27 protein-coding genes are annotated in these 24,627 nt (G+C 69.9%); 17 read left to right on the plus strand and 10 right to left on the minus strand.

Annotated features, from left to right (window positions below; genetic code table 11):
• Positions 1–300: 300 nt before the first annotated feature.
• Genes PK606_RS03755 through PK606_RS03770 form a run of 4 tightly spaced genes read right to left on the minus strand, consistent with a single transcriptional unit; the run spans position 301 to position 4,435 of the window.
• Complete coding sequence (locus tag PK606_RS03755; RefSeq protein WP_324560871.1) at positions 301–1,392, minus strand: VWA domain-containing protein; 1,092 nt, start codon at positions 1,390–1,392, stop codon at positions 301–303.
• Between the two features lie 30 nt (positions 1,393–1,422).
• Positions 1,423–2,445, minus strand: coding sequence for a DUF58 domain-containing protein (locus PK606_RS03760; RefSeq protein ID WP_324560873.1), 1,023 nt, complete (start codon positions 2,443–2,445; stop codon positions 1,423–1,425).
• Between the two features lies 1 nt (position 2,446).
• Entirely contained in the window at positions 2,447–3,466 is a 1,020-nt protein-coding gene (locus tag PK606_RS03765; protein WP_324560875.1) for an AAA family ATPase, read from the minus strand.
• 30 nt (positions 3,467–3,496) lie between these two features.
• Positions 3,497–4,435, minus strand: a complete 939-nt coding sequence (locus PK606_RS03770; RefSeq protein WP_324560877.1) for a S1C family serine protease — start codon at positions 4,433–4,435, stop codon at positions 3,497–3,499.
• A 104-nt stretch (positions 4,436–4,539) separates the two neighbouring features.
• Here PK606_RS03770 and PK606_RS03775 point away from each other — a divergent pair, with 104 nt between their 5' ends.
• The 3 genes from PK606_RS03775 (at position 4,540) to PK606_RS03785 (ending at position 7,056) form a co-directional block, all read left to right on the plus strand.
• Positions 4,540–5,433 (plus strand): TatD family hydrolase, encoded by an 894-nt coding sequence (locus tag PK606_RS03775; protein WP_324560878.1) that lies wholly within the window; start codon positions 4,540–4,542, stop codon positions 5,431–5,433.
• A gap of 6 nt (positions 5,434–5,439) precedes the next feature.
• Entirely contained in the window at positions 5,440–5,985 is a 546-nt protein-coding gene (locus PK606_RS03780; RefSeq protein ID WP_502920781.1) for a low molecular weight protein-tyrosine-phosphatase, read from the plus strand.
• A 120-nt stretch (positions 5,986–6,105) separates the two neighbouring features.
• Positions 6,106–7,056 carry a class I SAM-dependent methyltransferase gene (locus PK606_RS03785; RefSeq protein ID WP_324560880.1) on the plus strand — a complete coding sequence of 317 codons (951 nt, stop codon included), beginning with the start codon at positions 6,106–6,108 and terminating at the stop codon, positions 7,054–7,056.
• A gap of 108 nt (positions 7,057–7,164) precedes the next feature.
• Here the strand turns inward: PK606_RS03785 and PK606_RS03790 are convergent, their stop codons facing one another.
• The gene (locus PK606_RS03790) at positions 7,165–8,100 is read right to left on the minus strand and encodes a LysR substrate-binding domain-containing protein (RefSeq protein WP_324560882.1); all 936 of its coding nucleotides are present in this window, start codon (positions 8,098–8,100) and stop codon (positions 7,165–7,167) included.
• 256 nt (positions 8,101–8,356) lie between these two features.
• Between PK606_RS03790 and PK606_RS03795 the strand changes: the two genes are divergently transcribed.
• The 3 genes from PK606_RS03795 (at position 8,357) to PK606_RS03805 (ending at position 11,186) form a co-directional block, all read left to right on the plus strand.
• Positions 8,357–9,247 (plus strand): pirin family protein, encoded by an 891-nt coding sequence (locus PK606_RS03795; RefSeq protein WP_324560884.1) that lies wholly within the window; start codon positions 8,357–8,359, stop codon positions 9,245–9,247.
• Positions 9,248–9,327: 80 nt separating this feature from the next.
• Positions 9,328–10,209 (plus strand): pirin family protein, encoded by an 882-nt coding sequence (locus PK606_RS03800; protein WP_324560886.1) that lies wholly within the window; start codon positions 9,328–9,330, stop codon positions 10,207–10,209.
• Between the two features lie 14 nt (positions 10,210–10,223).
• Positions 10,224–11,186, plus strand: coding sequence for a VTT domain-containing protein (locus PK606_RS03805; RefSeq protein ID WP_324560888.1), 963 nt, complete (start codon positions 10,224–10,226; stop codon positions 11,184–11,186).
• Positions 11,187–11,306: 120 nt separating this feature from the next.
• On the opposite strand, the gene PK606_RS03810 is transcribed toward PK606_RS03805, so the two are convergent.
• Positions 11,307–11,789: a MarR family winged helix-turn-helix transcriptional regulator gene (locus PK606_RS03810; protein WP_324560890.1), complete on the minus strand. Its 483-nt coding sequence runs from the start codon at positions 11,787–11,789 to the stop codon at positions 11,307–11,309.
• 89 nt (positions 11,790–11,878) lie between these two features.
• Here PK606_RS03810 and PK606_RS03815 point away from each other — a divergent pair, with 89 nt between their 5' ends.
• From PK606_RS03815 to PK606_RS03845, 7 genes are all read left to right on the plus strand, one after another.
• Positions 11,879–12,049 carry a hypothetical protein gene (locus PK606_RS03815; RefSeq protein WP_324560891.1) on the plus strand — a complete coding sequence of 57 codons (171 nt, stop codon included), beginning with the start codon at positions 11,879–11,881 and terminating at the stop codon, positions 12,047–12,049.
• 84 nt (positions 12,050–12,133) lie between these two features.
• Entirely contained in the window at positions 12,134–12,841 is a 708-nt protein-coding gene (locus tag PK606_RS03820) for a fumarylacetoacetate hydrolase family protein (RefSeq protein WP_324560894.1), read from the plus strand.
• A gap of 21 nt (positions 12,842–12,862) precedes the next feature.
• Positions 12,863–13,990, plus strand: coding sequence for a cupin domain-containing protein (locus PK606_RS03825; protein ID WP_324560896.1), 1,128 nt, complete (start codon positions 12,863–12,865; stop codon positions 13,988–13,990).
• A gap of 67 nt (positions 13,991–14,057) precedes the next feature.
• Entirely contained in the window at positions 14,058–15,044 is a 987-nt protein-coding gene (locus PK606_RS03830) for a TRAP transporter substrate-binding protein (RefSeq protein WP_324560897.1), read from the plus strand.
• A gap of 46 nt (positions 15,045–15,090) precedes the next feature.
• The gene (locus tag PK606_RS03835) at positions 15,091–15,603 is read left to right on the plus strand and encodes a TRAP transporter small permease (protein ID WP_324560899.1); all 513 of its coding nucleotides are present in this window, start codon (positions 15,091–15,093) and stop codon (positions 15,601–15,603) included.
• Positions 15,600–16,874: a TRAP transporter large permease gene (locus PK606_RS03840; protein WP_324560901.1), complete on the plus strand. Its 1,275-nt coding sequence runs from the start codon at positions 15,600–15,602 to the stop codon at positions 16,872–16,874. The genes PK606_RS03835 and PK606_RS03840 overlap by 4 nt, the downstream gene beginning before the upstream one ends.
• A gap of 20 nt (positions 16,875–16,894) precedes the next feature.
• The gene (locus tag PK606_RS03845; RefSeq protein WP_324560903.1) at positions 16,895–17,458 is read left to right on the plus strand and encodes a hemerythrin domain-containing protein; all 564 of its coding nucleotides are present in this window, start codon (positions 16,895–16,897) and stop codon (positions 17,456–17,458) included.
• A 57-nt stretch (positions 17,459–17,515) separates the two neighbouring features.
• Here the strand turns inward: PK606_RS03845 and PK606_RS03850 are convergent, their stop codons facing one another.
• The gene (locus tag PK606_RS03850) at positions 17,516–17,863 is read right to left on the minus strand and encodes a YnfA family protein (RefSeq protein WP_324560905.1); all 348 of its coding nucleotides are present in this window, start codon (positions 17,861–17,863) and stop codon (positions 17,516–17,518) included.
• A 115-nt stretch (positions 17,864–17,978) separates the two neighbouring features.
• Between PK606_RS03850 and PK606_RS03855 the strand changes: the two genes are divergently transcribed.
• Positions 17,979–18,575, plus strand: a complete 597-nt coding sequence (locus tag PK606_RS03855) for a C40 family peptidase (RefSeq protein ID WP_324560907.1) — start codon at positions 17,979–17,981, stop codon at positions 18,573–18,575.
• 395 nt (positions 18,576–18,970) lie between these two features.
• Here PK606_RS03855 and metK read toward each other — a convergent pair whose 3' ends face one another.
• Positions 18,971–20,152 carry a methionine adenosyltransferase gene (gene metK, locus PK606_RS03860; RefSeq protein ID WP_324561095.1) on the minus strand — a complete coding sequence of 394 codons (1,182 nt, stop codon included), beginning with the start codon at positions 20,150–20,152 and terminating at the stop codon, positions 18,971–18,973.
• A 145-nt stretch (positions 20,153–20,297) separates the two neighbouring features.
• Here metK and PK606_RS03865 point away from each other — a divergent pair, with 145 nt between their 5' ends.
• Both PK606_RS03865 and PK606_RS03870 read left to right on the plus strand, forming a co-directional pair.
• Entirely contained in the window at positions 20,298–21,131 is an 834-nt protein-coding gene (locus PK606_RS03865) for a lysophospholipid acyltransferase family protein (RefSeq protein WP_324560908.1), read from the plus strand.
• Positions 21,128–21,991, plus strand: coding sequence for a lysophospholipid acyltransferase family protein (locus PK606_RS03870; RefSeq protein WP_324560910.1), 864 nt, complete (start codon positions 21,128–21,130; stop codon positions 21,989–21,991). The genes PK606_RS03865 and PK606_RS03870 overlap by 4 nt, the downstream gene beginning before the upstream one ends.
• Positions 21,992–22,015: 24 nt before the next feature.
• Here the strand turns inward: PK606_RS03870 and PK606_RS03875 are convergent, their stop codons facing one another.
• Entirely contained in the window at positions 22,016–23,005 is a 990-nt protein-coding gene (locus PK606_RS03875; RefSeq protein WP_324560912.1) for an alpha/beta fold hydrolase, read from the minus strand.
• Between the two features lie 22 nt (positions 23,006–23,027).
• Positions 23,028–23,750 (minus strand): ribosome biogenesis GTP-binding protein YihA/YsxC, encoded by a 723-nt coding sequence (yihA, locus tag PK606_RS03880; protein ID WP_502920782.1) that lies wholly within the window; start codon positions 23,748–23,750, stop codon positions 23,028–23,030.
• Positions 23,751–23,862: 112 nt separating this feature from the next.
• Here yihA and PK606_RS03885 point away from each other — a divergent pair, with 112 nt between their 5' ends.
• Positions 23,863–24,480 (plus strand): c-type cytochrome, encoded by a 618-nt coding sequence (locus tag PK606_RS03885; RefSeq protein ID WP_324560914.1) that lies wholly within the window; start codon positions 23,863–23,865, stop codon positions 24,478–24,480.
• Positions 24,481–24,627: the final 147 nt, after the last annotated feature.

Here is a 24,627-nt window from a genome sequence, read left to right on the forward strand (position 1 = left end):
GCCGAGAAGCGCAGGGCGTGGGGCGGGCGCGGCAGCGCAGCATGCCGCGCTTCGTAATCTGACTCGCTGCGGCTGTTCGAGCGAAGAGAACGCAGTGAACGAAGCGAGTTCCGCAGCGCCGCCCCAGGGCCGAGCATCGCAGGTTGCCCCGTAGCGAAGCGCAGGGGACACGGCCAGCGGGGCCGCCTTTTCTTTGCCTACTTTCTTTTGGCGGAGCAAAAGAAAGTAGGTGCGCCGCCGGGCGCAATTCCCGGCCAGCGGCATTCCCTAACGCCAGAACGCAGCTAGAAAAACAGCAATTCAGAGAACCCGGTTGAACCACAGCATCGACAACCCCCCCGCCAGCAAGGCCAGCAGCGCCCCGACCAGCGCGAACAGTGCCGACACCTCGGTCTCCTTCTTCTCCAAGGTCAGCCGGCTGCTCAGGTTCTGGTACACCTGCTTCAGGTCCTGCGCCGTGCCGGCGTAGTAGTACTCGGCGGCGGTCTTCTGGGCGATCGCCTTGAGCGTTTCCTCGTCCAGCCGTACCCGCATCGACCAGCCCTCGAAGCCGATGGTTTCGCCATCGACGGTGCCGACACCGACGGTGTAGACTTTGACGCCGCGGTCGGCCGCCATCTTGGCTGCCTCGAGCGGATCGACGCCGGTGGTGCGCTGGCCGTCGGTCAGCATGATGATGGCGGCCGAGGTGTAGGAGCCGGGCGGCACCGGGATGAACTCGTTCTGCTTGGGCGGCGGCTGGTCGAGCGAGCGACCCATGCCGCGCATGCGGTCGAAGCTCAACTGCTGCAACTCGATGCCGGCTTGCGGGAAGATCGTCGCCAGCGAGATCACGATGGCATTGCCGGTGGCGGTGGCGCGCTGCAGCTGGAAGCGGTCGATGGCGGTGGCCAGGTCGTCGCGGTTCAGCGTCGGCAGCTGCGCCACCTGTGCCGAGCCGGCGAAGGCGACGATGCCGACCTTGACGTCGCGCGGCAGATCCTTGAGGAACGCCTTGGCCGCGTTCTGCGCCGCCACCAGGCGGTTCGGCTCGACGTCGGCGGCGCGCATGCTGCCCGACACGTCCATGGCCAGGATGATGGTCTGCTGGTTCGACGGCAGGGCAATCACCGCCACCGGCCGGCTGCTGGCCAGCAACATCGCGGCCAGCGCGGCCAGCAGCAGCAGGGGCGGCAGGTGCCGGCGCCAGCCGGGGCCGCGCCCCATGGCTTCCTTGACGATCGTCAGGCTGGCGTAGCGCAGCGCCAGCTTCTTCTTGCGCCGCTGCAGCCACAGGTAGAGCAGCACCAGCAGCGGCAGCAGCAGCAGCAGCCACAGGAACTGCGGCCACAGAAAGCCCGGCTGCGGCACACCCGCAGGCCACTTCAGGAAGGCGGGCCAAGCGATGTTCATGATCGACTGCTGCAAATCATTGTCGCGCGATCAGGCGCTCTTGCGAAGGTGCGCCGGCATGCCGCCGCCGGCGGCCAGCCGGGCGCGCTGCCGGCGCATCTCGGTGAAGCGCACGATGGCGCTGGCCAGATCATCCTCGGTCGACAGCTCCAGTGTGTCGACGCCGGCACGCGCCAGTGCCGCGCGCAGTTCGGCCTCACGCTGCGCAGCAATGGCGGCGAAGCGCCGGCGAAAGCGCGGATCGTGGGTGTCGACCAGCAGGTGCTCGCCGGTTTCGGCGTCGCGCAGGGTCAGCAGGCCGAGGTCGGGCAGTTCCAGCTCCAGCGGATCGAGCAGGCGCACCGCGACCACCTCGTGCCGGGTGGCGAGCTGCGCCAGCGGCTTCTCCCAGCCGGGTTCGCTGATGAAGTCCGACACCACGAAGATGGTCGAGCGGCGTCGGGTGGCGTTGGCGGCGGCCAGCAGCAGATCCGACAGGCGCGTGGTGGTGCGTGCCGTGGGTGCAGCCGGCGCGGGGCGGTGCCGGATCGCGTGCAGCAGGTGCAGCACATGCGTGCGGCTGGCGCGCGCCGGGATCATCTTCTCGACCCCGGCGCCGTAGAGCAGGGCGCCGACGCGGTTGCCGTGGCGTGTCAGCAGGCGCGCCAGCACGGCGACGAACTCGGCCGAGACCTGGCGCTTGGCGTGGCGGCCGGAGCCGAAGTCGACCGAGGCGCTGAGGTCGAGCAGGAACCAGGCCGCCATCTCGCGGTCCTCGGTGAACACGCGCACGTAGGGGGTCTGCATGCGCGCGCTGACGTTCCAGTCGATGTGGCGCACGTCGTCGTGCAGCTGGTATTCGCGCAGATCCGCCAGATCCAGCCCGCTGCCGCGCAGCAGCGTGCGGTAGTCGCCTTGCAGCATGCCGTCGAGCCGGCGCAGCACCGACCATTCGAGCCGCCGCAGCAGCAGCTCGGCGTTCGGTGGCGCGGCGTCGTCGCCGGCGCGCGCACGCGGTGGATTCGGCACCGCGTGCGGCAGCGGCGGCGGGTCGCGGCGCAGCCAGCGCAGCATCTCAGGCCGCCAGCCTGTCGTGCGCCAGCGGCTTGGGCGGCGGCGGCACGCGGGCCATGATGCGCAGCACGATCTGGTCGGCTGAAAGCCCATCGGACAGCGCCTCGTACGACAGCACCAGGCGGTGCCGCAGCACGTCGGGCACCAGGTCGCTCATGTCCTGCGGCAGCGCGTAGCCGCGCCCGCGCATCATGGCCAGCGCCTTGGCGCCCTCGATCAGGCCGATGGTGGCGCGCGGGCTGGCGCCGAAGCTGATCATCGGCGCCAGCTCATCCAGGCCGATGTCGGCCGGCGTGCGCGTGGCCGACACCAGCCTGACCGCGTACTGCACCAGCGAGGGATCGACGTAGACCTGGCGGCACTGGCGTTGCAGCACCGCCAGCTGCTCCATGCTGGCCACCGCGCCCACGTCGATGCGTGGGCCGGTGACGCGCTGGGCGATGACGAATTCCTCCTCGTCGCTGGGGTAGTCGACCAGCACCTTCATCATGAAGCGGTCCACCTGCGCCTCGGGCAGCGGGTAGGTGCCCTCGGTCTCGATCGGGTTCTGCGTCGCCATCACCAGGAACGGCTCGGGTACGAAGTGCGTCTGGCCGGCGATGGTGACCTGGCGCTCCTGCATCACCTCCAGCAGCGCGCTCTGCACCTTGGCCGGCGCGCGGTTGATCTCGTCGGCCAGCAGCAGGTTGGTGAACACGGGGCCCAGCGCGGTCGAGAAGTCGCCGGTCTTCTGGTTGTAGATGCGGGTGCCGATCAGGTCGGCCGGCACCAGGTCGGGCGTGAACTGGATGCGCTTGAACTGGCCCTGCAGCACCTGCGCCAGCGTCTTCACGGTGAGCGTCTTGGCCAGCCCCGGCACGCCCTCGACCAGCAGATGCCCGCCCGCCAGCAGCGCGACCATCACGCGCTCGAGGAAGCGGTCCTGTCCGACCACCACGCGCTTGACCTCGTAGAGGATCTGCTCCATCAGTTCGGCGGTGTCGGGGTCTTGCTCCAGGGGGCGGTTCTCGGCGTCGGTCATGCGGGAAATGCTCCAAGAAAAAGGAGTGAATCAGAACGGTGGCTGGCCGGCGGCGCTGGCGGCGTTCTCGATCGGCACCGCGAAGCCGATGCCCAGGAAGGTGCGCGCCGGCGTCGGGTTGAGGATGGCGGTGACGATGCCGACCACCTGGCCGTCCATGGTCACCAGCGGGCCGCCCGAGTTGCCCGGATTGGCGGCGGCGTCGAACTGGATCAGGTTGCTCATTACCTGCCCGCCCTCGGGCGACTTGAAGCCGCGCTTCAGGCCCGACACCACGCCGGCCGACACGGAAGGCCCGATGCCGAACGGAAAACCGATCGCCACCACCCCGTCGCCCGGCAGCAGGTCGCCGGTCGAGCGCATGGTGGCGGCCTGCAGGTCGTCCGGAATCTTCTGCGCGCGCAGCACCGCCAGGTCGTTCTCGGGCTGCATGTTGACGATGAAGGCCGGCGACTCGAGGCCGTCGGCAAAGGTCACCTTGACGTTCTCGGCGCCTTCGACCACGTGCAGGTTGGTCAGGATGGTGCCGTTGTCGATGATGACCACGCCGGTGCCGATGCCGCGGCCCATCTCGGTCTGGCCGCGCTTGTCCTTCTTGCCTGCCACCTCGCCCTCGACCCGCACCAGCGACGGACCCACCGCCGCCGCCGCGCGCGTGGCCTGCGAGGGCAGCACCTGCTGGCTCAGCGTGTGCAGCACCGCCTTGTCGATGTCGTCCTGCGTCAGCGCGCGCTGCGCCGCCTTCTGCCATGGGCCGGCCGCGAATGCCAGTGCCAGGCCCAACGCGCCGATGGCGGCCCACAGCGTGCCGGGGTGACGCGCGGCCGCTGCCAGGCGCTGGCGGCGCCGGCTTGGTGGGGCGGGTGTCCCGGCCGCCGGAGCGGCTGGCTCGGCGGCGATCGCATCGGCCGCCAGCGGCTCGGTGCGGCGGCCGGGGGTGGAACGACTGTAAAGCGCGGTTCGACGCATGCGGGTCACCTGACTGCGGGACACGTGGAGGCACACGGTACCACGCTTCCGCCGATTCGTGTCGCGGTCGAGTTGCTGGCGCGCTCCTGGGGCATGATGTGCCCATGGGCGCCTGGATCGACAGCCATTGCCATCTCGATGCCGCCGAGTTCGCCGACGACGTGAGCGTGGTGCGCGCGCGCGCGGCCGCGGCGCAGGTGGCGCTGTGCGTGATCCCGGCGGTCGAGGTGTCGGCGTTCGAGGCGGTGCGCGCGCTGGCGCACCGCTTCGGCGACGCCTACGCGCTCGGCGTGCACCCGATGTACGTGGGTGGCGCGGCCGACGATGCGCTGCAGCGGCTCGATGCCGCGCTGGCCGCGCACGCCGATGATCCGCGCCTGGTGGCGGTGGGTGAGATCGGGCTCGACTACTTCGTGCCCGAGCTGGCCGAGGGCCGCCTGCGCGACAGGCAGGAGCATCTGTACCGCGAGCAGCTCGGGCTGGCGCGTCGGCATGGCCTGCCGGTGATCCTGCACGTGCGGCGCTCGGTCGACCGGATCCTGAAGGGCCTGCGCGACATCGGCACCGTGGGCGGCATCGCGCATGCCTTCAGCGGCAGCCGGCAGCAGGCCGACATGCTGCTGGCGATGGGTTTCAGGCTGGGTTTCGGCGGCGCCGTGACCTACGAGCGGGCGACCCGCCTGCGCACCCTGGCCACCGAGTTGCCACCTGATGCCATCGTGATGGAAACCGACGCGCCCGACATCCCGCCGCACTGGCTGTACACCACCGCCGACCAGCGGGCCGAAGGGCAGGCCCAGGGCCGCAACGAGCCCTGCCAGCTGCCGCGCATCGGCGCCGAACTGGCCCGGCTGCGTGGCGTGGCCGCCGACGAGTGGGCCGCCGTCACCACGGCCAACGCGGTCGCGGCGCTGCCGCGCCTGGCGCCACTCGCGCCATTCGCCAATGCCACTGCCGGCACCCTGAATCCCGATGCCGCACCAAACCAGCGGCCATGAATGACCATGACCCCATCTTCGACCCCGCAATCCATGCCCGATCTGGGCGCGCTGACCGCCACGCCGGCGCAGCCGGTTCGCGTGCTGATGGTCTGCCTCGGCAACATCTGCCGCAGTCCCAGCGCCCAGGGCGTGCTGGAGCAGCGGCTGCAGCAGGCCGGGCTGCAACGCTGCGTGCACGTCGATTCGGCCGGCACCGGCGACTACCACATCGGCAAGCCGCCCGATGAGCGTGCGCAGCAGCATGCGGCGCGCCGCGGCATCGACCTGAGCCGCCAGCGCGCGCGCCAGCTCGGCCGGCGGGACTTCGATGACTTCGATCTGGTGCTGGTGATGGACGAGGCCAACGAGCGCGATGCCAGCGCCCTGTGCCCGCCCGGACAACGCCACAAGCTGCGCCGCCTGACGGACTTCTGCACCCGGCACAGCGCCAGCGCGGTGCCCGACCCCTACTACGGCGGCGCAGCCGGCTTCGAGGCCGCGCTGGACCTGATCGAGGATGCCTGCGATGGCTTGCTGGCGGCGCTGCGTCCGGCAACCGCCGGTTGCTGATGCGAGCCGTCACAACATGCCGGCACTTCGGCCGCTACCATGAGGCCCGAGCCACCGCCGCGCGCGGCGCGGTCCGGCATTCCGAAACCCGCAACCCGCGTTTCCCCAAGGAGTGAGCCCATGATGCGAACCGATTGCCTGCCGTCCGCCGCCACCCCCGTCGACACCGAAGCGCCCCGGCGCCGTCGCCTGCTGGCCGGCGGCGGTGCGCTGCTGCTGGCCGGCCTCGGCACCACGCCCTGGGCGTGGGCACAGAAGGCCGAGGCGCCACCCGTGGCCTACGAGCCGCAGACCGGCCAGGCCGGCAAGGACGTGATCTGGGTGCCGACACCCGACGAGCTGGTCACGCGCATGCTGCAGCTCGGCAGCGTGACCAAGAACGACTACGTGATCGACCTCGGTGCCGGCGACGGCAAGATCGTCATCGCCGCCGCCAAGCAGTTCGGCGCCAGCGGGCTGGGCATCGAATACAACCCCGACATGGTGGCACACGCCCAGCGCCGCGCCAAGGAAGCCGGCGTGGCCGACCGCGCACGCTTCGAGAAGGCCGACATCTTCGAGTCAGACTTCTCCAAGGCCGACGTCATCACCATGTACCTGCTGCCGACGCTCAACCTCAAGCTGCGGCCGAAGCTGATGAAGCTCCGGCCCGGCACGCGGCTGGTCACGCACGCCTTCACCATGGGCGGCTGGCAGCCCGACGAGACCTCGCGTGCCGGCGGCGCCAGCGCCTACCTGTGGCTGGTGCCGGCCAACGTCAACGGCCAGTGGGAGCTGAGCTATCCGCAGGGCGGCCGGGCCGTGAAGCACGCCGTGCATGTCGAGCGCCAGCGCTACCAGTTCCCAGAGGGCACGGTGCAGCTCGGCACGGCCGAGACGTCGCTGCGCGACGCCCGCGTGATCGGCGAGCGCGTGCGCTTCGCCTTCACCGGCACCGACGGCGTGCTGCGCAGCTTCGAGGGCAAGGTGAGCGGCGACCGCATCGAGGGCCAGGTGAATGATGGCCGCCGGAGCGAGCGCTTCACCGCGACGCGCAAGGGTGACAGCCCGGCCATAGAGATGGCGGATTGACTGCCTGAGCGCCTGGCGGCACGCTCGCTTCTGCTGCGCAAGGCGAGTGGCGCCAGCGGTCGGCGCAGGTCCGGCCGGCCCGCCTGCACGGCCCCCTCGTCAACGCGGTCACCCCGGCGGCACCCGCAGGCAGCGCCCCTCGTGCACCAGCGCATCGAACCCCGCTGCCAGCGTGTCCAGCAACTGCCGCACGGCCGGGCGCATGCCCTGGCGGCTGGCGAAGGCGGCCTGCACCAGACCCGGCGGTGGCGCCCAGCCAGGCAGCACCTCCTGCAGTGCGCCGCCCGCCAGCAGCTCGTGCGCCATCAGACGCGGCAGCGCGGCGCAGCCCACGCCGGCCAGCGTGGCGCACAGCAGCGCGCCCATGTCGTCGGCCACCAGGCGCGGTGCCAGCGGCACCTCGGCCCGCGCGCCCTCGGGGCCGACCAGCTGCCAGCGGGCTTCGTCGGGCGAGTTGCCCAGGCCCAGCGTGGGCAGCCGCATCAGTTCGGCGGGTGTGGCCGGCGGTGCGGCGCTGGTCAGCAGCGCGGGTGCGGCCACCAGCACGTGCGGGCTCAGTGCCAGGGGCCTGACCACCTCGTCCTGCGGCAACGCGGCGCCGGGTGCACGCACGCGCAGCGCCAGGTCCACGCCGTCCTGCCACACGTCGACGTTGCGGTTGGTGGCCTGCACGTGCAGGTTGACCAGCGGCCAGGCGTTGAGAAAGCGTGCCAGCATGTCGCCCACGCCGTGCTGCAGCAGCGCCGGTGGGCACGACAGGCGCACCGTGCCGCGCGGAGCGCTGGTCTGCTCGGTGGCCAGCGCCTGCGCGGCCGCGGCCTCGGCCAGCATGGCACGCGCGTGCTGCAGCGTGCGCTGGCCGATGTCGGTGAGTGCAAAGCGCCGCGTGGTGCGCTGGATCAGGCGCACGCCCAGGCGGGCTTCCAACGCGCTGATGCGGCGGCTCAGCTTGCTCTTGGGGATGCCGGTGGCGCGCTCGGTCGCGGCAAAGCCGCCGTGCTCGGCCACGTGCGCGAAGTAGGCCAAGTCGTTGAGGTCATCCATGGGGTGATTCGCTCCGGAGCATGTGGCTGCTGATGCTTGCCTGATTAGCGCTGAAGGCTGGTCTGACTGCTGAAACTGGATGGAAGGCGATCGCGCCAGCCGGATCGCATCGCGGTCTGGACTGGATTCATATCGTTCCATGAATGGAACGATATGATGGAAATCCGGCTATTTAAACGTGATTGACTCGACCTTACCATTCAATCATGCGCTGGCGGATCGGCCGGCGCCTATTCATCGAAAGCGAGACATCACCATGACCGCCACCACAACCGCGCTCAAGCGCGTCCTCGACATCCGCAGCGCCCCCGGCCGCCACTGGGTCGGCGACGGCCTGCCGGTGCACAACCTGTTCGGCTACAACGGCCCCGGCGTGGCCGAGCGCAGCCCCTTCCTGATGCTGGACTACGGCGCGCCCTACGACTTCGGCCCGACGACCAAGCAGCTGGGCGTGGGCCAGCACCCGCACCGCGGTTTCGAGACCGTCACCATCGTCTATTCGGGCGAGCTGGCGCACCGCGACAACGCGGGCGGCGGCGGCACCATCGGTCCCGGAGACGTGCAGTGGATGACGGCCGGCGGCGGCATCATCCACGAGGAATTCCACTCGCCCAGCTTTGCCCAGACGGGCGGCACGCTGGAGATGGCGCAGCTGTGGGTCAACCTGCCCGCTGAGCACAAGATGACGCCGCCCGGCTACCAGCCGATCACGGCGGCGCAGATTCCGGTGGTCGACCTGCCTGGTGGCGTTGGCAGCGTGCGCGTGATTGCCGGTGCCTGGGGCGACGCCCACGGCCCCGCCCGCACCTTCAGCCCGATGCGCGTGCTCGACCTGAGGCTGGGCGCCGGCAAGGCCGTCGACCTGCCGCAGCCGGCAGGCTGGACCACGCTGGTCGTGGTCGCCTCGGGCAGCGCGTCGGTCAACGGCGCCGAGCCCGTCACCGGGCCGGCCGTGGTCACGCTGTCCGCGGCGGGCGAGGGCGTGAGCGTGCAGGCCGACAGCAACGCCAGGCTGCTGTTGCTGGCCGGCGAGCCGATCGACGAGCCGGTGGTCGGCTACGGCCCGTTCGTGATGAACAGCCAGCAGCAGATCGTCGATGCGATCAACGATTTCAACAGCGGCCGCTTCGGCCAGGGGCTGAACTGACCGCAACCCACCCGAACGCGGCCCGAACGCGGCTGTGCCAAGATGAAAACGTCGCGCGAACACCCCCACGGAGCTTGAGCATGACGGACTTCATCCGCATTCCCGCCCGCACGGCCGAGATCGGCGGCGGCGTCGCCGTGGCGCGCACGCTGCCCTCGCTCCTGAAGCGCACCATCGGCGCCTGGTGCTTTCTCGACCACGCCGGGCCGGCCACGTTCGACGACGGCGCGGGCATGCGCGTGGGCCCGCACCCGCACACGGGGCTGCAGACCTTCACCTGGATGCTGGAAGGCGAGGTGCTGCACCGCGACAGCCTGGGCAACGAGCAGCTCATCCGCCCCGGCCAGGTCAACCTGATGACCGCCGGCCACGGCATCGCGCACACCGAGGAATCGGCGGCCGGCGAAACCCGCCTGCACGCGGCCCAGTTGTGGATCGCGCTGCCCGCGCGGGTGGCCGACATGGCGCCGCGCTTCGACCATTACCCCGACCTGCCGCGCTGGCAGCAGGATGGTGCCGACTTCGTGCTGCTGGCCGGCCAATGGCAGGGCCACCGCTCGCCGGCGCTGGTGCACACGCCGCTGATGGGGGCCGATGTGTTCGCCGCCGACGGAGCCACGCTGACGCTGCCGCTCGATCCGATGTTCGAGCACGGCGTGATGCCGCTCACCGGCGCCGCCACGGTGCAGGGTGAGGCGCTGGCGCCTGACGAACTGCTGTACCTGCCACCCGGCGCCAGCGAACTGGCGCTGCACCTGGCCGCCGGCACGCGCGCCATCCTGATCGGTGGCGAGCCGTTCAGCGAGGACATCACCATCTGGTGGAATTTCGTCGGCCACGGCAAGCCCTACATCACGCAGGCGCAGCGCGACTGGCAGGCCGGCAGCGCGCGCTTCGGCGAGGTACGCGGCTTCGACGGCCCGCGCCTGGACGCGCCGCCGGTGCCCTGGGCGACGGCCTGAACGCGTGGTCGGTTATGGCGCCTGAACCGTTGCTCGCCGGCGTCAGCCAGCACGGTGTCTGGCTGGTGTTCGGCAACGTGCTGATGCAGCAGCTCGGCCTGCCGGTGCCGGTGTGGCCGACGCTGCTGGTGGTCGGCAGCCTGGCGGCGGGCTGGCTGGACCTGGCCGGGGCGCTGGCGGCTGCGGTGCTGGCGGCGATGCTGGCTGACCGCCTGTGGTACCTGCTTGGGCGTGCCCACGGCTACAAGGTGCTGGCGCTGCTATGCCGCCTGTCGATCAACCCGGGCAGCTGCGTCACCAGCACCGAGCAGCGCTTCGTGCGCTGGGGCGCGGTATCGCTGCTGGCGGCCAAGTTCGTGCCCGGCTTTTCCGCCGTGGCGGCGCCGGTGGCCGGCCTGGTGCGCATGCCGGTGGCGCGCTTCACACTGGCTGCAGCCAGCGGCGCCGCGCTGTGGGCCGGCCTGGCGCTGCTGCTGGGCTGGCTGCTGCGATCCCAGGTTGCCGGGCTGCTGGCCTGGATGCAGGCGCACGGCGTCGTCGCGCTGCTGGCGCTGGGCGTGGCGCTCGGCTTGTGGCTGGGCAGCAAGGTCTGGCGCCGCCAGCGCTTTCGGCGGCTGGCCGAGATGCCGCACATCGAGGTCGATGAACTGCTGTCCGCGCTGGGCTCCGACGCGCCGCCGCGCGTGCTGGACTTTCGCGCCCCGGCGCTGATCGCCGAGGCCGGTGCCATCGCGCGCGCCACGCCGGTCGAGCTGCGCCACCTGCTGCGCACCGTTGGCGGCTGGCCGCGCGATGCCTGCATCGTCACCCTGTGCGCCTGCCCCGAGGACGCCACCGCGATCCGTGCCGCGCACCTGTTGCAGCGGCGTGGCTTCGTCAACGCGCAGCCGTTGCGCGGTGGCCACGAGGCCTGGTTGGCGGCGCAGGGTGCGCGCGATGGCGCCGCATCAGGCTTGCGCGAACCCGTGCGCGCGTGAGATCAAGTCCCGGCTTGCCTGAGCGCTGGCGGCCCGGGATGCGGGCGCTGCGAGGAGGCGTCTCGATGGTGTTCCGCCTGGTCCCCGGTGTTCGGTCGACTCGGTGGTGCGGCGCCGGCCTCAACCCGTTTCGCTGGGCGCGCGGCTGAGTTCGTTGTTTTCGCTCACCAGCGTGCGCAGCATGCGCATGAACTCGATCCGCTCGGCCTCGGGCAGCGGTTCCAGGACGCGCTGCTGCGCCCGCAGCATGGCTGGCACCACCTGCGCCACCAGGGTGCAACCCTCGTCGGTGGGCGTCAGCAGGCGCACGCGCCGATCGTCGGGCGAGGCGTTGCGCTGCAGCAGCGCGCGTGCTTCCAGCCTATCGATGACGCCGGCCACGGTCGAGGTGTCGAGGCCGATGGTGCGCGCCAGCGTGCGCTGGTCGATGCCGGGCTGGTTGACGACGGTCTGCAGCGCCGCGTACTGGACCGGCGTGACGCCGCTGTCCTCCGTTTCCTGCAGAAAGATGGCGACGGCGATCTGCTGCAGGCGGCGGATGTGGAAGCCGGGTTGCGCATCGAGCGCGACGACTGGTGTGGGTGAAGGTGGGCTTGAGTTCAATCTAGGGTAAACCCTGATGCATTAAAGTGCATCATAGCAGTATACTAATCGTCAGTATACAAATGATCAGTACACATAATAATTCGACGATGGTGATGAAGACCGCCCGGTTGGAGCTTTTCCGGTGCCGCGACGGCCAGCGCATCAGCGGACCGGTGGTCACCGTCTTGCGGCGCGGCGTCGAGGTCGTACCGCGGAGGCAGGTCACGGTGATCAGCGGCGCTGGCGTCGTCATCCAGCCTGACCGGAAGGCCGCCTGAAGGGTGGCACGGCCCAAGGGCTAGAAACCGTCTGAACAACCAATACAACCCATACGAAACCAGCAAACCGCTGCAACACCAGCCATGAGCACCAGCCATTACCTCTGGACCCCGCCCGCCGTGCCGTCGGTGCCGGTCCGCGGCCGCGCCGAGCGCGCGCCGGTCAACCGCCTGTTCTTCGTCGGCCGCAACTACCATGCGCACGCGGTCGAGATGGGCCGCCCGGTCGACAAATCGGTCGAGGTGCCGTTCTATTTCACCAAGTCGCCCTCGAGCCTGGTCGAGTCTGGCGCCACCGTGCCGTACCCGTCCGGCACGCGGGACTACCAGTACGAGATGGAACTGGTGCTGGTGGTCGGCAAGCCCGGCTTTCGCGTCGCCGCAGCCGATGCGCACGAGCTGATCTACGGCTATGCCTGCGGCCTGGACATGACCCGGCGCGATCTGCAACTGGTGGCGCGAGAGAAAGGCCGGCCCTGGGACCTGGGCAAGGACATCGAGCAGGGCGCGGTGATCTCCGAGGTCGTGCCGATGCCCGGCGTGGTCATCGAGCATGGCGAGGTGGTGCTCACGGTCAACGGGCAGCTGCGCCAGCGCTCCGACGTCGACAAGCTGATCTGGAACATCCGCGAACTGATCGCCGACCTGTCGCAGTACTACCACCTGCAGCCGGGCGATCTGATCTACACCGGCACCCCCGAGGGCGTCGGCCCGGTGCAGCCGGGCGATCGCCTGGAAGGCAGCGTGGCCGGCGTCGGTGAGATCGTGTTGCAGATCGGCGCGGCCGAGTGAACCTGGCAAGGAGTGACCACCATGCGTGCTGAAACCGCCCTGTCCCCCGTGCGCCTGAAGATGGAAGCCGGCCACGGCCAGCCCGATCCGTCGCCGGCGCTCGAGCAGCTCTACCGCGGCTTCGAGCAGGAACTGCTGGTGCCCTTGTGGACCGAGATCGGCGACCTGATGCCGCTGCACCCGAAGACCAAGGCGACGCCGCACCTGTGGCGCTGGGAGCGTCTGAAGGCGCTGACCGAGCAGGCTGGCCGGCTGGTACCGGTGGGCCGCGGCGGCGAACGCCGCGCGATCGCGCTGGCCAACCCCTCGCTCGGCGGCAAGCCCTACGCGACGCCGACGCTGTGGGCCGCGATCCAGTACCTGATGCCGGGCGAGGATTCGCCCGAGCACCGCCACACCCAGCACGCGTTCCGTTTCGTGGTCGAAGGCGAGGGCGTGTGGACGGTTGTGAATGGCGACGCGATCCGCATGTCGCGCGGCGACTTCCTGCCGCAGTCGGGCTGGAACTGGCACGCGCACCACAACGCCGCCACCGCGCCGATGGCTTGGATCGACGGCCTCGACATCCCGTTTTCCTACTACACTGAGTCGCAGTTCTTCGAGTTCGGCCGCGACAAGTTGTCGCCGGCCGAGATGGGCACGTCCGAGCGCTCGCGCTCCGAGCGCCTGTGGGGCCATCCCGGCCTGCGCCCGGTCTCGCAACCCGATGCGCTGCCGGCCACGCCGCTGCTGGCCTACCGCTGGGTCGACACCGACCGCGCGCTCGCCGAGCAGCTGGCGCTGGAGCAGGAAGGCCAGGCGGTGACCCTCAGCCCCGGCCATGCCGCGGTGCGCTACACCAACCCGACCAGCGGCCGCGACGTGCTGCCGACCATCCGCACCGAGATGCACCGGCTGCGCGCCGGCGCGCGCACGCGCACCTGGCGCGAGGTCGGCTCCTCGGTGTTCCAGGTGTTCGACGGCCGCGGCACGGTGCAGGTCGGCGAACGCAGCTGGAGCGTGGCGCGCGGCGACATGTTCGTCGTGCCTTCGTGGGTGCCGTTCTCGGCCCAGGCCGAGGGTGATGCCGCGCTGGACCTGTTCCGCTTCGGCGACGCGCCGATCTTCGAAGCGCTGCATGCGCACCGCGTGCAGGTCGATCCGGCCTGAGACCGGCCGCCACCCCGTTTTCCGCAAGCCCCACCGCAGCGTTGTCGCTGAACCCCAGGAGACCTCGATGAAGAAACTGCTCAAGACCCTGTCCGGCGTGGCCACGGCGGCCGTTGCCGCCGTCACCCTCGCCGCCGCACCCGGCGCCTCGGCGCAGGCGCTCAAGCTGGCGCACATCACGCCGCCCACGCATGTCTGGCACCAGGTGTCGGAGAAGATCGCCACCGACCTGGCCAGCGCCACCGGCGGCAAGATGAAGATCGCCGTCAGTCCGCTGCAGAAGCTCGGCAACGAGGCCCAGGTGGTCAACCTGATGCAGGCCGGTGCGGTGCATTTCTCCCTGTTCACGGTCGGCAGCCTGTCCAACCGCGAGGAGTCGCTGCTCGGCTGGTCGCTGCCCTACGTGTTCAAGGATGTGCCGCACGCGGCCCGCGCGGCGCAGACGCCGGCCGCGCGCGAGATGCTCAAGCGCCTGGAGAGCAGCGGCCTGGTGGGCCTCGGCTACGCCTTCGCCGGCATGCGCCAGGTGCTGTCGCTGCAGCCGGTGTCGGGGCCCAAGGATCTGGCTGGCAAGAAGGTGCGCTCGTTCCCGAGCCCGGTCTACAACGACTGGTGGCTGGCCAACGGCGCCGCGCCGACGGCGATGCCGCTGTCCGAGGTGGCGCCCTCGCTGACCACCAAGCTGCTCGACGCGGTCGACGTCGACCTCGACGCGCTGGTCGGCCTGAAGTTCTACCAGCAGGCGCCCAACCTGTCGCTGACCAACCACATGGCCTTCCCGGCCGTGATCGCGGTGTCGAAGAAGTGGTGGGATGCGCGCAGCGAGGCCGAGCGCGAGACCATCCGCAAGGTGGTCGCTGAGGCCGAGAAGTGGGGCATGAAGACCGCCGCCGACGCCGAGGAAAGCAACCTGAAGAAGGCGCAGGCCGATGGCGTCAAGGTGATCCCGTTCGACGTCAAGGCGTTCCAGAGCGTGGCCGCGCCGGTGCGCGACAAGTACATCGCCAAGAACCCGCTGATCGCCGACTTCTACAAGCAGGCCAAGGATCTCTGATCCGGCGGCCGCGACCCGACACGAACCCGACGACGAGGAGACGACGATGGCCGGATCGACACTGGTCGAGCGCGCCGATGCCGGCCTGGCCGCGATCGAGCAGGTGCTGGTGGTGCTGCTGATCGGTGGCATCACCGCGATCATGATGGTCCAGGTGGTGCTGCGCTACTTCTTCGGTGCGCCGCTGTTCTGGGCCGAGGAAGTCTCGGTGCAACTGCTGGTGTTCGCCAGCGTGTTCGGCCTGTCGCTGCTGACGCGGCGCGGCGAACTGGTGAGCATCGACTTCCTGCCGCGCGCGCTGTCGCCGCGCGCCAGCCACGCGCTGATGGCGGCGCTGGGCCTGGTGATGCTGGCGATGCTGGTGTTCATCGCCTGGCTCGGCTGGGAATGGATTGCCCGCGCCGACGTGCGCATGGAGCTGTCGGCCACCACGCAGACGCCGCGCTGGTACACCTACGTGGTGCTGCCGCTGGGGCTGAGCTGCATGGCGCTGCACCAGGTCGCGGTCATCCTGCGTCACCTGCAGGGCATGCGGCGGGCGGGAGAAACGTGCGCATGATCACGCTGGTGGTGTTCTTCGGCCTGCTGCTGCTGGGCCTGCCGATCGTCGGCGTGATCCTGGCCGGCGCCATCGCGTTCCTGGCCAGCAACGACCTGGCGGTGCTGTACGACTCGATCCCGATCCAGATCTACGGCGCGCTCGAAATCAACAGCCTGCTGGCGATCCCGCTGTTCATGCTGGTGGGCGAGGTCATGAACAAGGCCGGCCTGACGCAGCGCCTGGTGGCGGTGGCCGAGGTGCTGGTGGGCGGCCTCAAGGGCGGGCTGGCCTACGCCAACCTGTTCACCAACGCCATGGCGGCGTCGATCCTCGGTTCGGCGGTGGCGCAGATCGGCGTCATGAGCAAGGTGATGATCCCCGAGATGGAACGCAAGGGCTATGACCGCGCGTTCTCCGGCGCCGTCACCGTCTCGGCCGGCCTGCTGGGGCCGATCATCCCGCCGTCGATGCTGATGATCATCTACGGCGTGGTCGCGGTGCAGCCGATCGGCCCGCTGTTCATCGCCGGTATCCTGCCCGGGGTGCTGATCGTGGCCGCGCTGGCGCTGGTGATCTTCCTGTGGGGCGTGTTCGGCGGCGGCCTGCCGTCGGGTGCCGGCCGTGCGCTCGGCTCCAGGGGCCGCATCCTGTTCGAGGGCCTGGTGCCGGCGCTGATTCCGCTGGTGGTGATCGTCGGCATCATGGCCGGCGTGATGACGCCCACCGAATCCGGCGCGGTGGCCTCGATCATCGCGCTGGTGCTGGGTTTCATCTACCGCGAGTTGAAGCTGCGCGATCTCGGGCCGATCTTCCTCGCCGTGGCGCTGAGCACGGCGACCATCACCGGCCTGATCGCCGCCGCCTCGGTGCTCAGCTGGGCGCTGGCGTTCCAGGGCGTGCCCGACCTGCTGGTCGAGTTCATGTCGGGGCTGACCACGTCGCCGTTCCTGTTCCTGCTGCTGGTGATCGCCATGCTGCTGGTGCTGGGCATGTTCCTCGAGAGCATCAGCGTACTGATCGTGGTAGTGCCGCTGCTGATGCCGGTGGTGACTGGCCTGGGCATCGATCCGATCCACTTCGGCGTGGTCTGCACGGTGGCCACGGTGATCGGCCTGGTGACGCCGCCGGTCGGCCCCGGCCTGTACATCGCCATGGTGGCGGCCGACATCCGCATGGGCCGGCTGTTCAAGGCCACGGTGCCGTTCCTGTTCGCTGTGATCGTCTGCCTGGTGCTGATTGCCGCGCTGCCGGCGCTGTCGACCTGGCTGCCGCAGGTCACCATGGGCTGATTCGCCAGGAGGAGGCATTCATGAGCAGTTCAGACGCATTTCAACCCGCGCCCGGGGAAGATCCGCTGGATCATTTCTCGCATTGCCACGACGGCATCCTGAACCAGCTGCACGCGCTGGCCGAGCTGCCGGCGCTGGTGCGCGCGGCGGCGCAGGCGCGGCAGGCCGCCGCGGATGCGCTGAAGTTCTTCCGCGACGTGATCCACGAGCACCATGCGCAGGAAGAGCGTGAGCTGTTCCCGGCGGTGCTGGGCAGCGCGCGAGCCGGCGACGAGCAGCGCCAGGTGCAGCAGATCGTCGATCGGCTGACGCGTGAACACCGCGAGGTCGAGGCCGAATGGGCGCGGCTCGAGCCGGCCTTGCGCGACATCGCCCGCGGCCGCGACGCCCAGCTCGACATGGACGCGTTCGAGGCACTGGTGCACCGCTACGAGGGCCACGCCGCGTACGAGGAGCGCGAGTTCCTGCCGCTGTCGGAAACCATTCTCGGCCGCGACGACAAGCACAAGGCGGCGCTGGGTCTGTCCCTGCACATGCGGCATGCGCTGCCGCAGGCCCTGGCGCGCTACCGCGGGCGCATCTGAGCGGGATCTCGCGGACGCCAGGAATCGGATCCGGTGAACACCGGCTGGCGTCGGGCGTCAGGCGCCCTGGCGCCAGCCCCAGACGATGATCAGCATGCCGGCCAGCGCCACCACGCTGCCGACCAGGTCCCAGGGTGTCGGCCTTACACCGTTCACTAGCCACAGCCAGGCGATGGCGGTCGCCACATAGACGCCGCCATAGGCCGCATACACGCGGCCCGACGCGGTCGGGTGCAGCGCCAGCAGGACCACGAAGGCCATCAGTGCCAGCGCCGCCGGCAGCAGCACCCAGGCGCCGACGCGGCCGCGCAGCCACAGGCAGGGCAGGTAGCAGCTCAGTATTTCCAGCACCGCCGTGAGCACGAACACGGCGGCGATGGCGAGCGGGTGTGCGGGCAGGGTCATGCTGGATGGCGTCCTGGCTTGGTCGTGGTGCGCATGCGGCAACTGGCTTGGCAAGCGGGGATGCTATACATAGAATAGCTTGAAGTGGTGATTGGGCAAACGCCAGAGGTCTCGAATGACGTTCTCCGATTCGACTGCACCGGCGCCTGCGGCACCGCGGCGGCGCCACCTGCTGGCCACGCTGGCAGCCGGCGCCTTGCTGGCCGGCTGCGCCAGCCGGCGGTACGAATCTGCCGCGCGCGGCACCGCGCCGACGGGCGGTGGCTTGACGCGTCGGGCACCGCAGCCGATGCCGCCGACCCAGCCGGCGCTGGCGCTCGATGCCGCGGGGCGTGAGGCCAGCGTGGCGCAGGCCATGCTGCTGGTCAACACACCCTACCGCTACGGCGGCAACACGCCGGAAGGCGGCTTCGACTGCAGCGGCCTGGTGCAGTACGTGTTCGGCCAAGTGTCCCCAGGGGCCGCGCGACTGCCGCGCAGCACGGCCCAGTGGGCGGCGGCCACGACGCCGGTCAGCGAGTCTGCCTTGCAGCGCGGCGATCTGGTGTTCTTCAACACCTCGGGCGCGCCGTTCTCGCACATGGGCATTTATGTCGGCGGCGACCAGTTCGTGCATGCGCCGTCAAGCGGCGGCACGGTGCGCAAGGACAGCCTGAACAGCCGCTACTTCGCGCCGCGCTACCTGGGCGGCCGGAGCGTGTTCGCGGCCTGAACGGTTTGCGGTACCGCTCGCCGGGTGCGCATCCGGGCCAGCAGCGGTGCATTCCGCGCCCGCTGCGCAGTGCTGCCCTGTGGTTCCGGCTGTGAGCCGGCGCTGAGGATCAGCCGGGCTCGCCTCGCTCAGGGCCCTACAGGCCTGCAGCAGCGCGCAGCGTCGCTGCCCTGTCCGGCTTATAGCTTCGGCGCGGCGCCTTATGGGCGCCTTCACATCCGCTTCGCGGATATGAGCCTGCGCTGAAGGACCGACACGGGCTTTCGCGCGGCGGGCTTACAGCCCGGCTGCAGCCTTCAGGGCTGCAGCCTTGTCGGTCCTGTGGTCTGCGTTCACATGGCTGCGCCATATGAACTTCGCCCGCTTCCGGCCAGGCTGCGCTTGTGCGCAGGGCCTTACAGGCCTGCAGCTGCGCGCAGTGCTGCTGCCCTGTCCGTGCGCTCCCAGCTGAACTCGGGTTCGTCGCGGCCGAAGTGGCCGTAGGCGGCGGTCTTCTGGTAGATCGGGCGCAGCAGGTCGAGCATCTGGATGATGCCTTTCGGGCGCAGGTCGAAATGCTCGCGCACCAGCTTGGCGATCTGCTCGTCGCTGATCTTGCCCGTGCCCTCGGTGTAGACGGTGATGTTCATCGGCTCGGCCACGCCGATCGCGTAGGCCAGCTGGATCTGGCACTGGCGCGCAATGCCGGCGGCGACGATGTTCTTGGCCACGTAGCGCGCGGCGTAGGCGACACTGCGGTCGACCTTGGTCGGATCCTTGCCCGAGAACGCGCCACCACCGTGCGGGCAGGCACCGCCGTAAGTGTCGACGATGATCTTGCGGCCCGTGAGGCCGCAGTCGCCCTGCGGGCCGCCGGTGACGAAGCGGCCGGTGGGGTTGACCAGGTAGCGGGTCTCCTGCAGCCACTCCTTGGGCAGCACCGGCTTGATGATTTCCTCGATCACGGCCTCGGTGAAGCTGGCCTTCATCTTGGTCTGGGTCTCGCTCTGGTCGGGGCTGTGCTGGCTCGACAGCACCACGGTGTCGATCGAGTGCGGCTTGCCGTCGACGTAGCGCATCGTCACCTGGCTCTTGGCGTCGGGGCGCAGGAACGGCAGCTTGCCGCTCTTGCGCAGTTGTGCCTGGCGCTCGACCAGGCGGTGCGCGTAGTAGATCGGCGCCGGCATCAAGGTGTCGGTCTCGTCGCAGGCGTAGCCGAACATCAGGCCCTGGTCGCCGGCACCGGTGTTCAGGTGGTCGTCGCTGGCCTGGTTGACGCCCTGCGCGATGTCGTTGCTCTGCTTGTCGTAGGCGACCAGCACCGCGCAGCCCTTGTAGTCGATCCCGTATTCGGTGTTGTCGTAGCCGATGCGCTTGATGGTGTCGCGCGCCACCTGGATGTAGTCGATGGTGGCGTTGGTGGTGATCTCGCCGGCCAGCACCACCAGGCCGGTGTTGGTCAGCGTTTCGGCGGCCACGCGCGAGAGCGGATCCTGCGCCAGGGCGGCGTCGAGGATGGCGTCGGAAATCTGGTCCGCCACCTTGTCGGGGTGGCCTTCGGAAACGGATTCGGATGTGAAGAGAAAGCTGTTCGCCAGTTCCATTGAATAAACTCCTTGGGTTTGAACAATCGCGTTGCCAAACTTTTCCGGAGCCCTGGCGAACGCTTTAGCAGCACTTGTTTAACGTCGCCCTGCAAGTAGTTCCGTAACTCGGCGACCGAGGCATTTTAATCCAATCGTCATGCTGGCCCTGTACCGCTTCGCCTCGCGCTGGCCGCTGGGGCTGCTGCATGCCCTGGGTGCGGCGCTGGGCTGGCTGACCTGGCTGGCCTCGCCGATCTACCGGCGCCGCATCAGGGAGAACGCGCGCCTGGCCGGCTATGGCTTCGCCCAGGTGCGGCCCAGCGTGGCGCACGCCGGCCGCATGGCGCTGGAGACGCCGCGGCTGTGGTTCGGCGCGCCGGTGGCGGTATCGTGGCAGGGCGCCGACCTGCTCGATCAGGCCTACGCGGCGCGCAAGGGCATCGTCTTCATGACGCCGCACATGGGCTGCTTCGAGATCACCGCCCAGGTGGTCGGGGCGCGCTACCACGCCGAGCATGGCCCGATCACCGTGCTGTACCGGCCGTCGCGCCAGGCTGCGCTGGCCGAGGTGATCGAGACCGCGCGCCGACGCGAGGGGCTGGAGACCGCACCGACCACCCTGGCCGGTGTGCGCCAGATGATCCGGGCGCTGCGCGCCGGCCGCGCGGTGGGGCTGCTGCCCGATCAGGTGCCGCCCGAGGGCATGGGCCTGTGGTTGCCGTTCTTCGGCAAGCCGGCCTACACCATGACGCTGGCAGCGCGCCTGATCGGGCAGACCGGTGCCACGCCGCTGCTGGTCTGGGGCGAGCGGCTGCCGCGCGCGCAGGGTTTCTGCATCCACATCCAGGCCTTTCCCGAGCCGCTCAGCAGCGATCTCGAGACCGGTGTGGCGCAGATCAACCGCGCCATGGAGGGGCTTATCCGCCAGTGCCCGCAGCAGTACCTGTGGGGCTACGGTCGCTACAAGACGCCGAGGTCGCTCGGCGCATGATGCACCCCGGCATCCTGTTCATGCGTGCCCTGGCGCTGCTGCCGCTGGGCCTGGTGCGCGCGCTGGGCGGCCTGCTGGGGCGGCTGCTGTTCGTGCTGGCGCGCTCGCGCCGCCGCATCGCGCTGACCAACCTGCGCCTGTGCTTCCCGCAGCTCGGCGAGGCCGAGCGGGTGGCGCTGGCACGGCGCAACTTCGTGTACTTCGCCCAGGCCTTCCTGGACCGCTCCTGGTTGTGGCATGGCGAGCCCGCGCTGGTGCGCCGGCGCCTGCGCATCACCGGCGCAGTGCAGGATCTGACGCGCGAGGGCGCGGTGGTGATGTTCGCGCCCCACTTCTACGGCATGGATGCCGGCGGCAGCGCCGTCATGCAGCAGATCGATCGACCGGCCTGCACCATCTACTCGACCCAGAACAATGCCGTGGTGGACGAGTGGATGCGGCGCGGCCGCCAGCGCTTCGGCGACGCCACCCTGCTGTCGCGCACCGAGGGCGTGAAGCCGATCGTGCGCGCACTGCGCGAAGGCAAGATGCTGTACCTGCTGCCCGACATGGACCTGGGGCCGCTCGAGTCGGTGTTCGTTCCTTTCTACGGCGTGCCGACCGCCACCGTGCCCTCGCTGTCGCGCTTCGCCAAGCTGGGGCAGGCGCGCGTGGTGCCCGTGGTCACGCGCCTGACCAGCTTCGGCTACGAAGTCAGGGTACACCCGGCCTGGACGGACTACCCGACGGCCGACGCAACAGCGGACGCGGCGCTGATGAACCAGCGGCTGCAGGGCTACATCGACGAGATGCCGGAGCAGTACTACTGGGTGCACAAGCGCTTCAAGACCCGGCCACCGGGCGAGCCGTCGCTGTACTGACACGAAGGCCAGCCGGTGGCCGACTCAGGCGGCCAGGAAGCGCCCGATACTGGCCGCCACCCGCTGCGGCTGCTCGTGCACCACCCAGTGCGTCGCGCGTTCGATGCGCTCGAGTTGCAGCCGCGGCACCCAGCGCTCCAGGCCGTCGAGCAGGCCGGGCAGCAGGGCGCTGTCCTGCATCGCCCACAGCAGCAGCGTCGGCACCGCCACGGTGAAGGCCTCGGGTGGCAGTTCGACTGCCGCGGCCGCTGGATCGCCCGCGTGCGCCGGGCGCAGCGGCGACGCGCGGTAGTAATTCAGGCTGCCGGTCAGGCCGGCGCCGGGGCGCGAGGCGTCACCGGTCCACACGCTGCGGTAGCGCGCGCGCAGCGTGTCGGTCATCCAGCCGGCACCGTCGGGCAGCGTGGGCGGCTGCCCGAAGCCGACGGCAGCGCCGGCCGAGGCCGGGATGGCACCGGAAGCGCCCATCAGGTCGAAGAACGGCCACAGGCGCGCGAAATCGTGTTCGGCCAGCAGCGCCTCGGCATCGGGGCGGATCAGGAAGTTCATGTACGCGCTGGCGGCCTGCTGTGCGGGGTTGTGCTTCAGTTCGCGCAAGAAGGTCTGCGGATGCGGCGAATTGATGATCACCAGGCGCTGCATCAGCGCGGGCTGCTGCGCCGCCAGGTTCCAGGCCACGGCGCCGCCCCAGTCGTGCGCCACCAGTGCCGCGAGCTGCCCGTCAGGCCCGCATTCGGCGGCGACCAGTGCGGCGATGTCCTGTGCCAGCAGCTTCGGGTGGTAGGCCACCGCCTCGGGCGGATTGCTGGAGTGCTCGTAGCCGCGCAGGTTGGGCGCCACGCAGCGGTAACCGCCGTGCTCGGGGTGCGCGAAATGCACCAGCAACTCGTCCCAGGCGAAGGCTGCTTCGGGAAAGCCGTGCAGGAACATCAGCACCGGCCGCCCGTGCGCGCCGGCCGAGCGACAGCTCAGCTCGATGCCGTGCGGCAGGTCGGTCATCCAGGTGTCGATCATGGGTGCTGTGCAGTGGCGGGCGCTACGTCTCGGTGGTATCCGTGGTCGGTGGCGCGGTGCTGGCCGGCGGCTGTTCATCGACCAGCCCACGCAGCCACAGCGCCGCCTGCTCCACACCCTGGCGCTTGAGCGCCGAGAACAGCATCACCTCGCCGCCGCCGGCCTGCAGCCGCGTGATCTGCAGCGCCCTGGCCTGCTCGGTGCGGTTGAGTTTGTCGGCCTTGGTCAGCAGCACCAGGAACTTCAGGCCGTCCTCGACGCGCGGACGGATCACCTCCAGCAGCGCCTCGTCCAGCTCCTTCAGGCCGTGGCGGGGGTCGGCCAGCATGACGATGCCGGCCAGGTTGGGGCGCGAGACCAGGTAGTTGGCCATCACGCGCTGCCAGCGCTGCTTGTCGGCCAGCGGCACCGCCGCGTAGCCGTAGCCGGGCAGGTCGGCCAGCACGGCATCGGTCATGCCCTGGCGGCCGAGCGCGAACAGGTTGATGTGCTGGGTGCGCCCCGGCTTCTTGGAGGCGAAGGCCAGCTGCGTCTGCTGCGTCAGGGTGTTGATGGCGGTCGACTTGCCGGCGTTCGAGCGGCCGACGAAGGCGATTTCAGGCACCTCGAGCGCCGGCAGCTGGTGCAGTTGCGCGGCAGTGGTCAGAAAGCGCGCGGTGTGCAGCCAGCCCATGGCTTCGCGGTCGGCGTCGCCGGCAGCGGCTGCAGGCGCGGTGGGGGGCTTGGCGGCGCGTGGGGAAGACATGGATCAAGAACTGGCCAAATCCTGGGCATTCCAAGGGGATCGGCCGGTGGTGCATTGTAGAATCGCGGGGTTCAGCGCCTGACGATAACTCTTTCAAGAAGACTTTCCGCCCATGAAGCCGCTTGTCGCCCTCCTGTTCGCATCGCTGGTTTCGGCCGGCGCCATGGCCGCCGACGCGCCGGCCGCACCCAAAGTGGACGTGGCCAAAGGTGCCGAGAGCTACGCCGCCATCTGCGTCGCCTGCCACGGTGCCGACGGCAACTCGGCGGTGCCGCTGCAGGCCAGCCTGGCGCAGCAGCACCCGGAATACCTGCACAAGCAGCTGATGGAGTTCAAGAGCGGGGCGCGCCAGGATCCGATCATGCAGGGCTTCGCTGCCGCGCTGAGCGAGGAGGATTCCCGCAACATCTCCTGGTGGCTGGCGTCGCAGAAAGCGAAGCCGGGCGTGGCCACGCAGCCTGAACTGGTGGTCATGGGCGAGCGCATCTACCGCGGCGGTATCCCGGATCGGCACATTCCGGCTTGCGCCGGCTGCCACAGCCCCAACGGCGCCGGGATCCCGTCGCAGTACCCGCGTCTGTCTGGCCAGCACGCCGAGTACACCGTCAAGCAGATGGTGGCCTTCCGCGATGGCACGCGCGCCAACAACGCGGTGATGCAGGGTGTCGCGGCCCGGATGAACGACCGCGAGATCAAGGCGGTGTCGGACTACATCGCCGGCCTGCGCTGAGCATCGGCTCGCCGGCAACCCAGACCGCGCCCGGTACCCCCGGCGCGGTCTTGTTTTTTCAAACGTGGCACAGTGGACCCCGGTCAAGAAAGTGCGCCGCTGACGGAACCCTCGCCGCCCGCGCCGACTCTACTTGACGGCGCGCGC

This window comes from Ottowia sp., assembly GCF_035444425.1.
Classification (GTDB): domain Bacteria; phylum Pseudomonadota; class Gammaproteobacteria; order Burkholderiales; family Burkholderiaceae_C; genus Ottowia.

What these genes read in the sequence shown, in the direction of transcription:
- PK606_RS03755 (WP_324560871.1), bottom strand. Translation starts at nt 1,392, where the DNA reads ATGAACATCGCTTGGCCCGCCTTCCTGAAGTGGCCTGCGGGTGTGCCG.
- PK606_RS03760 (WP_324560873.1), bottom strand. Translation starts at nt 2,445, where the DNA reads ATGCTGCGCTGGCTGCGCCGCGACCCGCCGCCGCTGCCGCACGCGGTG.
- PK606_RS03765 (WP_324560875.1), bottom strand. Translation starts at nt 3,466, where the DNA reads ATGACCGACGCCGAGAACCGCCCCCTGGAGCAAGACCCCGACACCGCC.
- PK606_RS03770 (WP_324560877.1), bottom strand. Translation starts at nt 4,435, where the DNA reads ATGCGTCGAACCGCGCTTTACAGTCGTTCCACCCCCGGCCGCCGCACC.
- PK606_RS03775 (WP_324560878.1), top strand. Translation starts at nt 4,540, where the DNA reads ATGGGCGCCTGGATCGACAGCCATTGCCATCTCGATGCCGCCGAGTTC.
- PK606_RS03780 (WP_502920781.1), top strand. Translation starts at nt 5,440, where the DNA reads ATGACCCCATCTTCGACCCCGCAATCCATGCCCGATCTGGGCGCGCTG.
- PK606_RS03785 (WP_324560880.1), top strand. Translation starts at nt 6,106, where the DNA reads ATGATGCGAACCGATTGCCTGCCGTCCGCCGCCACCCCCGTCGACACC.
- PK606_RS03790 (WP_324560882.1), bottom strand. Translation starts at nt 8,100, where the DNA reads ATGGATGACCTCAACGACTTGGCCTACTTCGCGCACGTGGCCGAGCAC.
- PK606_RS03795 (WP_324560884.1), top strand. Translation starts at nt 8,357, where the DNA reads ATGACCGCCACCACAACCGCGCTCAAGCGCGTCCTCGACATCCGCAGC.
- PK606_RS03800 (WP_324560886.1), top strand. Translation starts at nt 9,328, where the DNA reads ATGACGGACTTCATCCGCATTCCCGCCCGCACGGCCGAGATCGGCGGC.
- PK606_RS03805 (WP_324560888.1), top strand. Translation starts at nt 10,224, where the DNA reads ATGGCGCCTGAACCGTTGCTCGCCGGCGTCAGCCAGCACGGTGTCTGG.
- PK606_RS03815 (WP_324560891.1), top strand. Translation starts at nt 11,879, where the DNA reads ATGGTGATGAAGACCGCCCGGTTGGAGCTTTTCCGGTGCCGCGACGGC.
- PK606_RS03820 (WP_324560894.1), top strand. Translation starts at nt 12,134, where the DNA reads ATGAGCACCAGCCATTACCTCTGGACCCCGCCCGCCGTGCCGTCGGTG.
- PK606_RS03825 (WP_324560896.1), top strand. Translation starts at nt 12,863, where the DNA reads ATGCGTGCTGAAACCGCCCTGTCCCCCGTGCGCCTGAAGATGGAAGCC.
- PK606_RS03830 (WP_324560897.1), top strand. Translation starts at nt 14,058, where the DNA reads ATGAAGAAACTGCTCAAGACCCTGTCCGGCGTGGCCACGGCGGCCGTT.
- PK606_RS03835 (WP_324560899.1), top strand. Translation starts at nt 15,091, where the DNA reads ATGGCCGGATCGACACTGGTCGAGCGCGCCGATGCCGGCCTGGCCGCG.
- PK606_RS03840 (WP_324560901.1), top strand. Translation starts at nt 15,600, where the DNA reads ATGATCACGCTGGTGGTGTTCTTCGGCCTGCTGCTGCTGGGCCTGCCG.
- PK606_RS03845 (WP_324560903.1), top strand. Translation starts at nt 16,895, where the DNA reads ATGAGCAGTTCAGACGCATTTCAACCCGCGCCCGGGGAAGATCCGCTG.
- PK606_RS03850 (WP_324560905.1), bottom strand. Translation starts at nt 17,863, where the DNA reads ATGACCCTGCCCGCACACCCGCTCGCCATCGCCGCCGTGTTCGTGCTC.
- PK606_RS03855 (WP_324560907.1), top strand. Translation starts at nt 17,979, where the DNA reads ATGACGTTCTCCGATTCGACTGCACCGGCGCCTGCGGCACCGCGGCGG.
- PK606_RS03865 (WP_324560908.1), top strand. Translation starts at nt 20,298, where the DNA reads ATGCTGGCCCTGTACCGCTTCGCCTCGCGCTGGCCGCTGGGGCTGCTG.
- PK606_RS03870 (WP_324560910.1), top strand. Translation starts at nt 21,128, where the DNA reads ATGATGCACCCCGGCATCCTGTTCATGCGTGCCCTGGCGCTGCTGCCG.
- PK606_RS03875 (WP_324560912.1), bottom strand. Translation starts at nt 23,005, where the DNA reads ATGATCGACACCTGGATGACCGACCTGCCGCACGGCATCGAGCTGAGC.
- yihA (WP_502920782.1), bottom strand. Translation starts at nt 23,750, where the DNA reads ATGTCTTCCCCACGCGCCGCCAAGCCCCCCACCGCGCCTGCAGCCGCT.
- PK606_RS03885 (WP_324560914.1), top strand. Translation starts at nt 23,863, where the DNA reads ATGAAGCCGCTTGTCGCCCTCCTGTTCGCATCGCTGGTTTCGGCCGGC.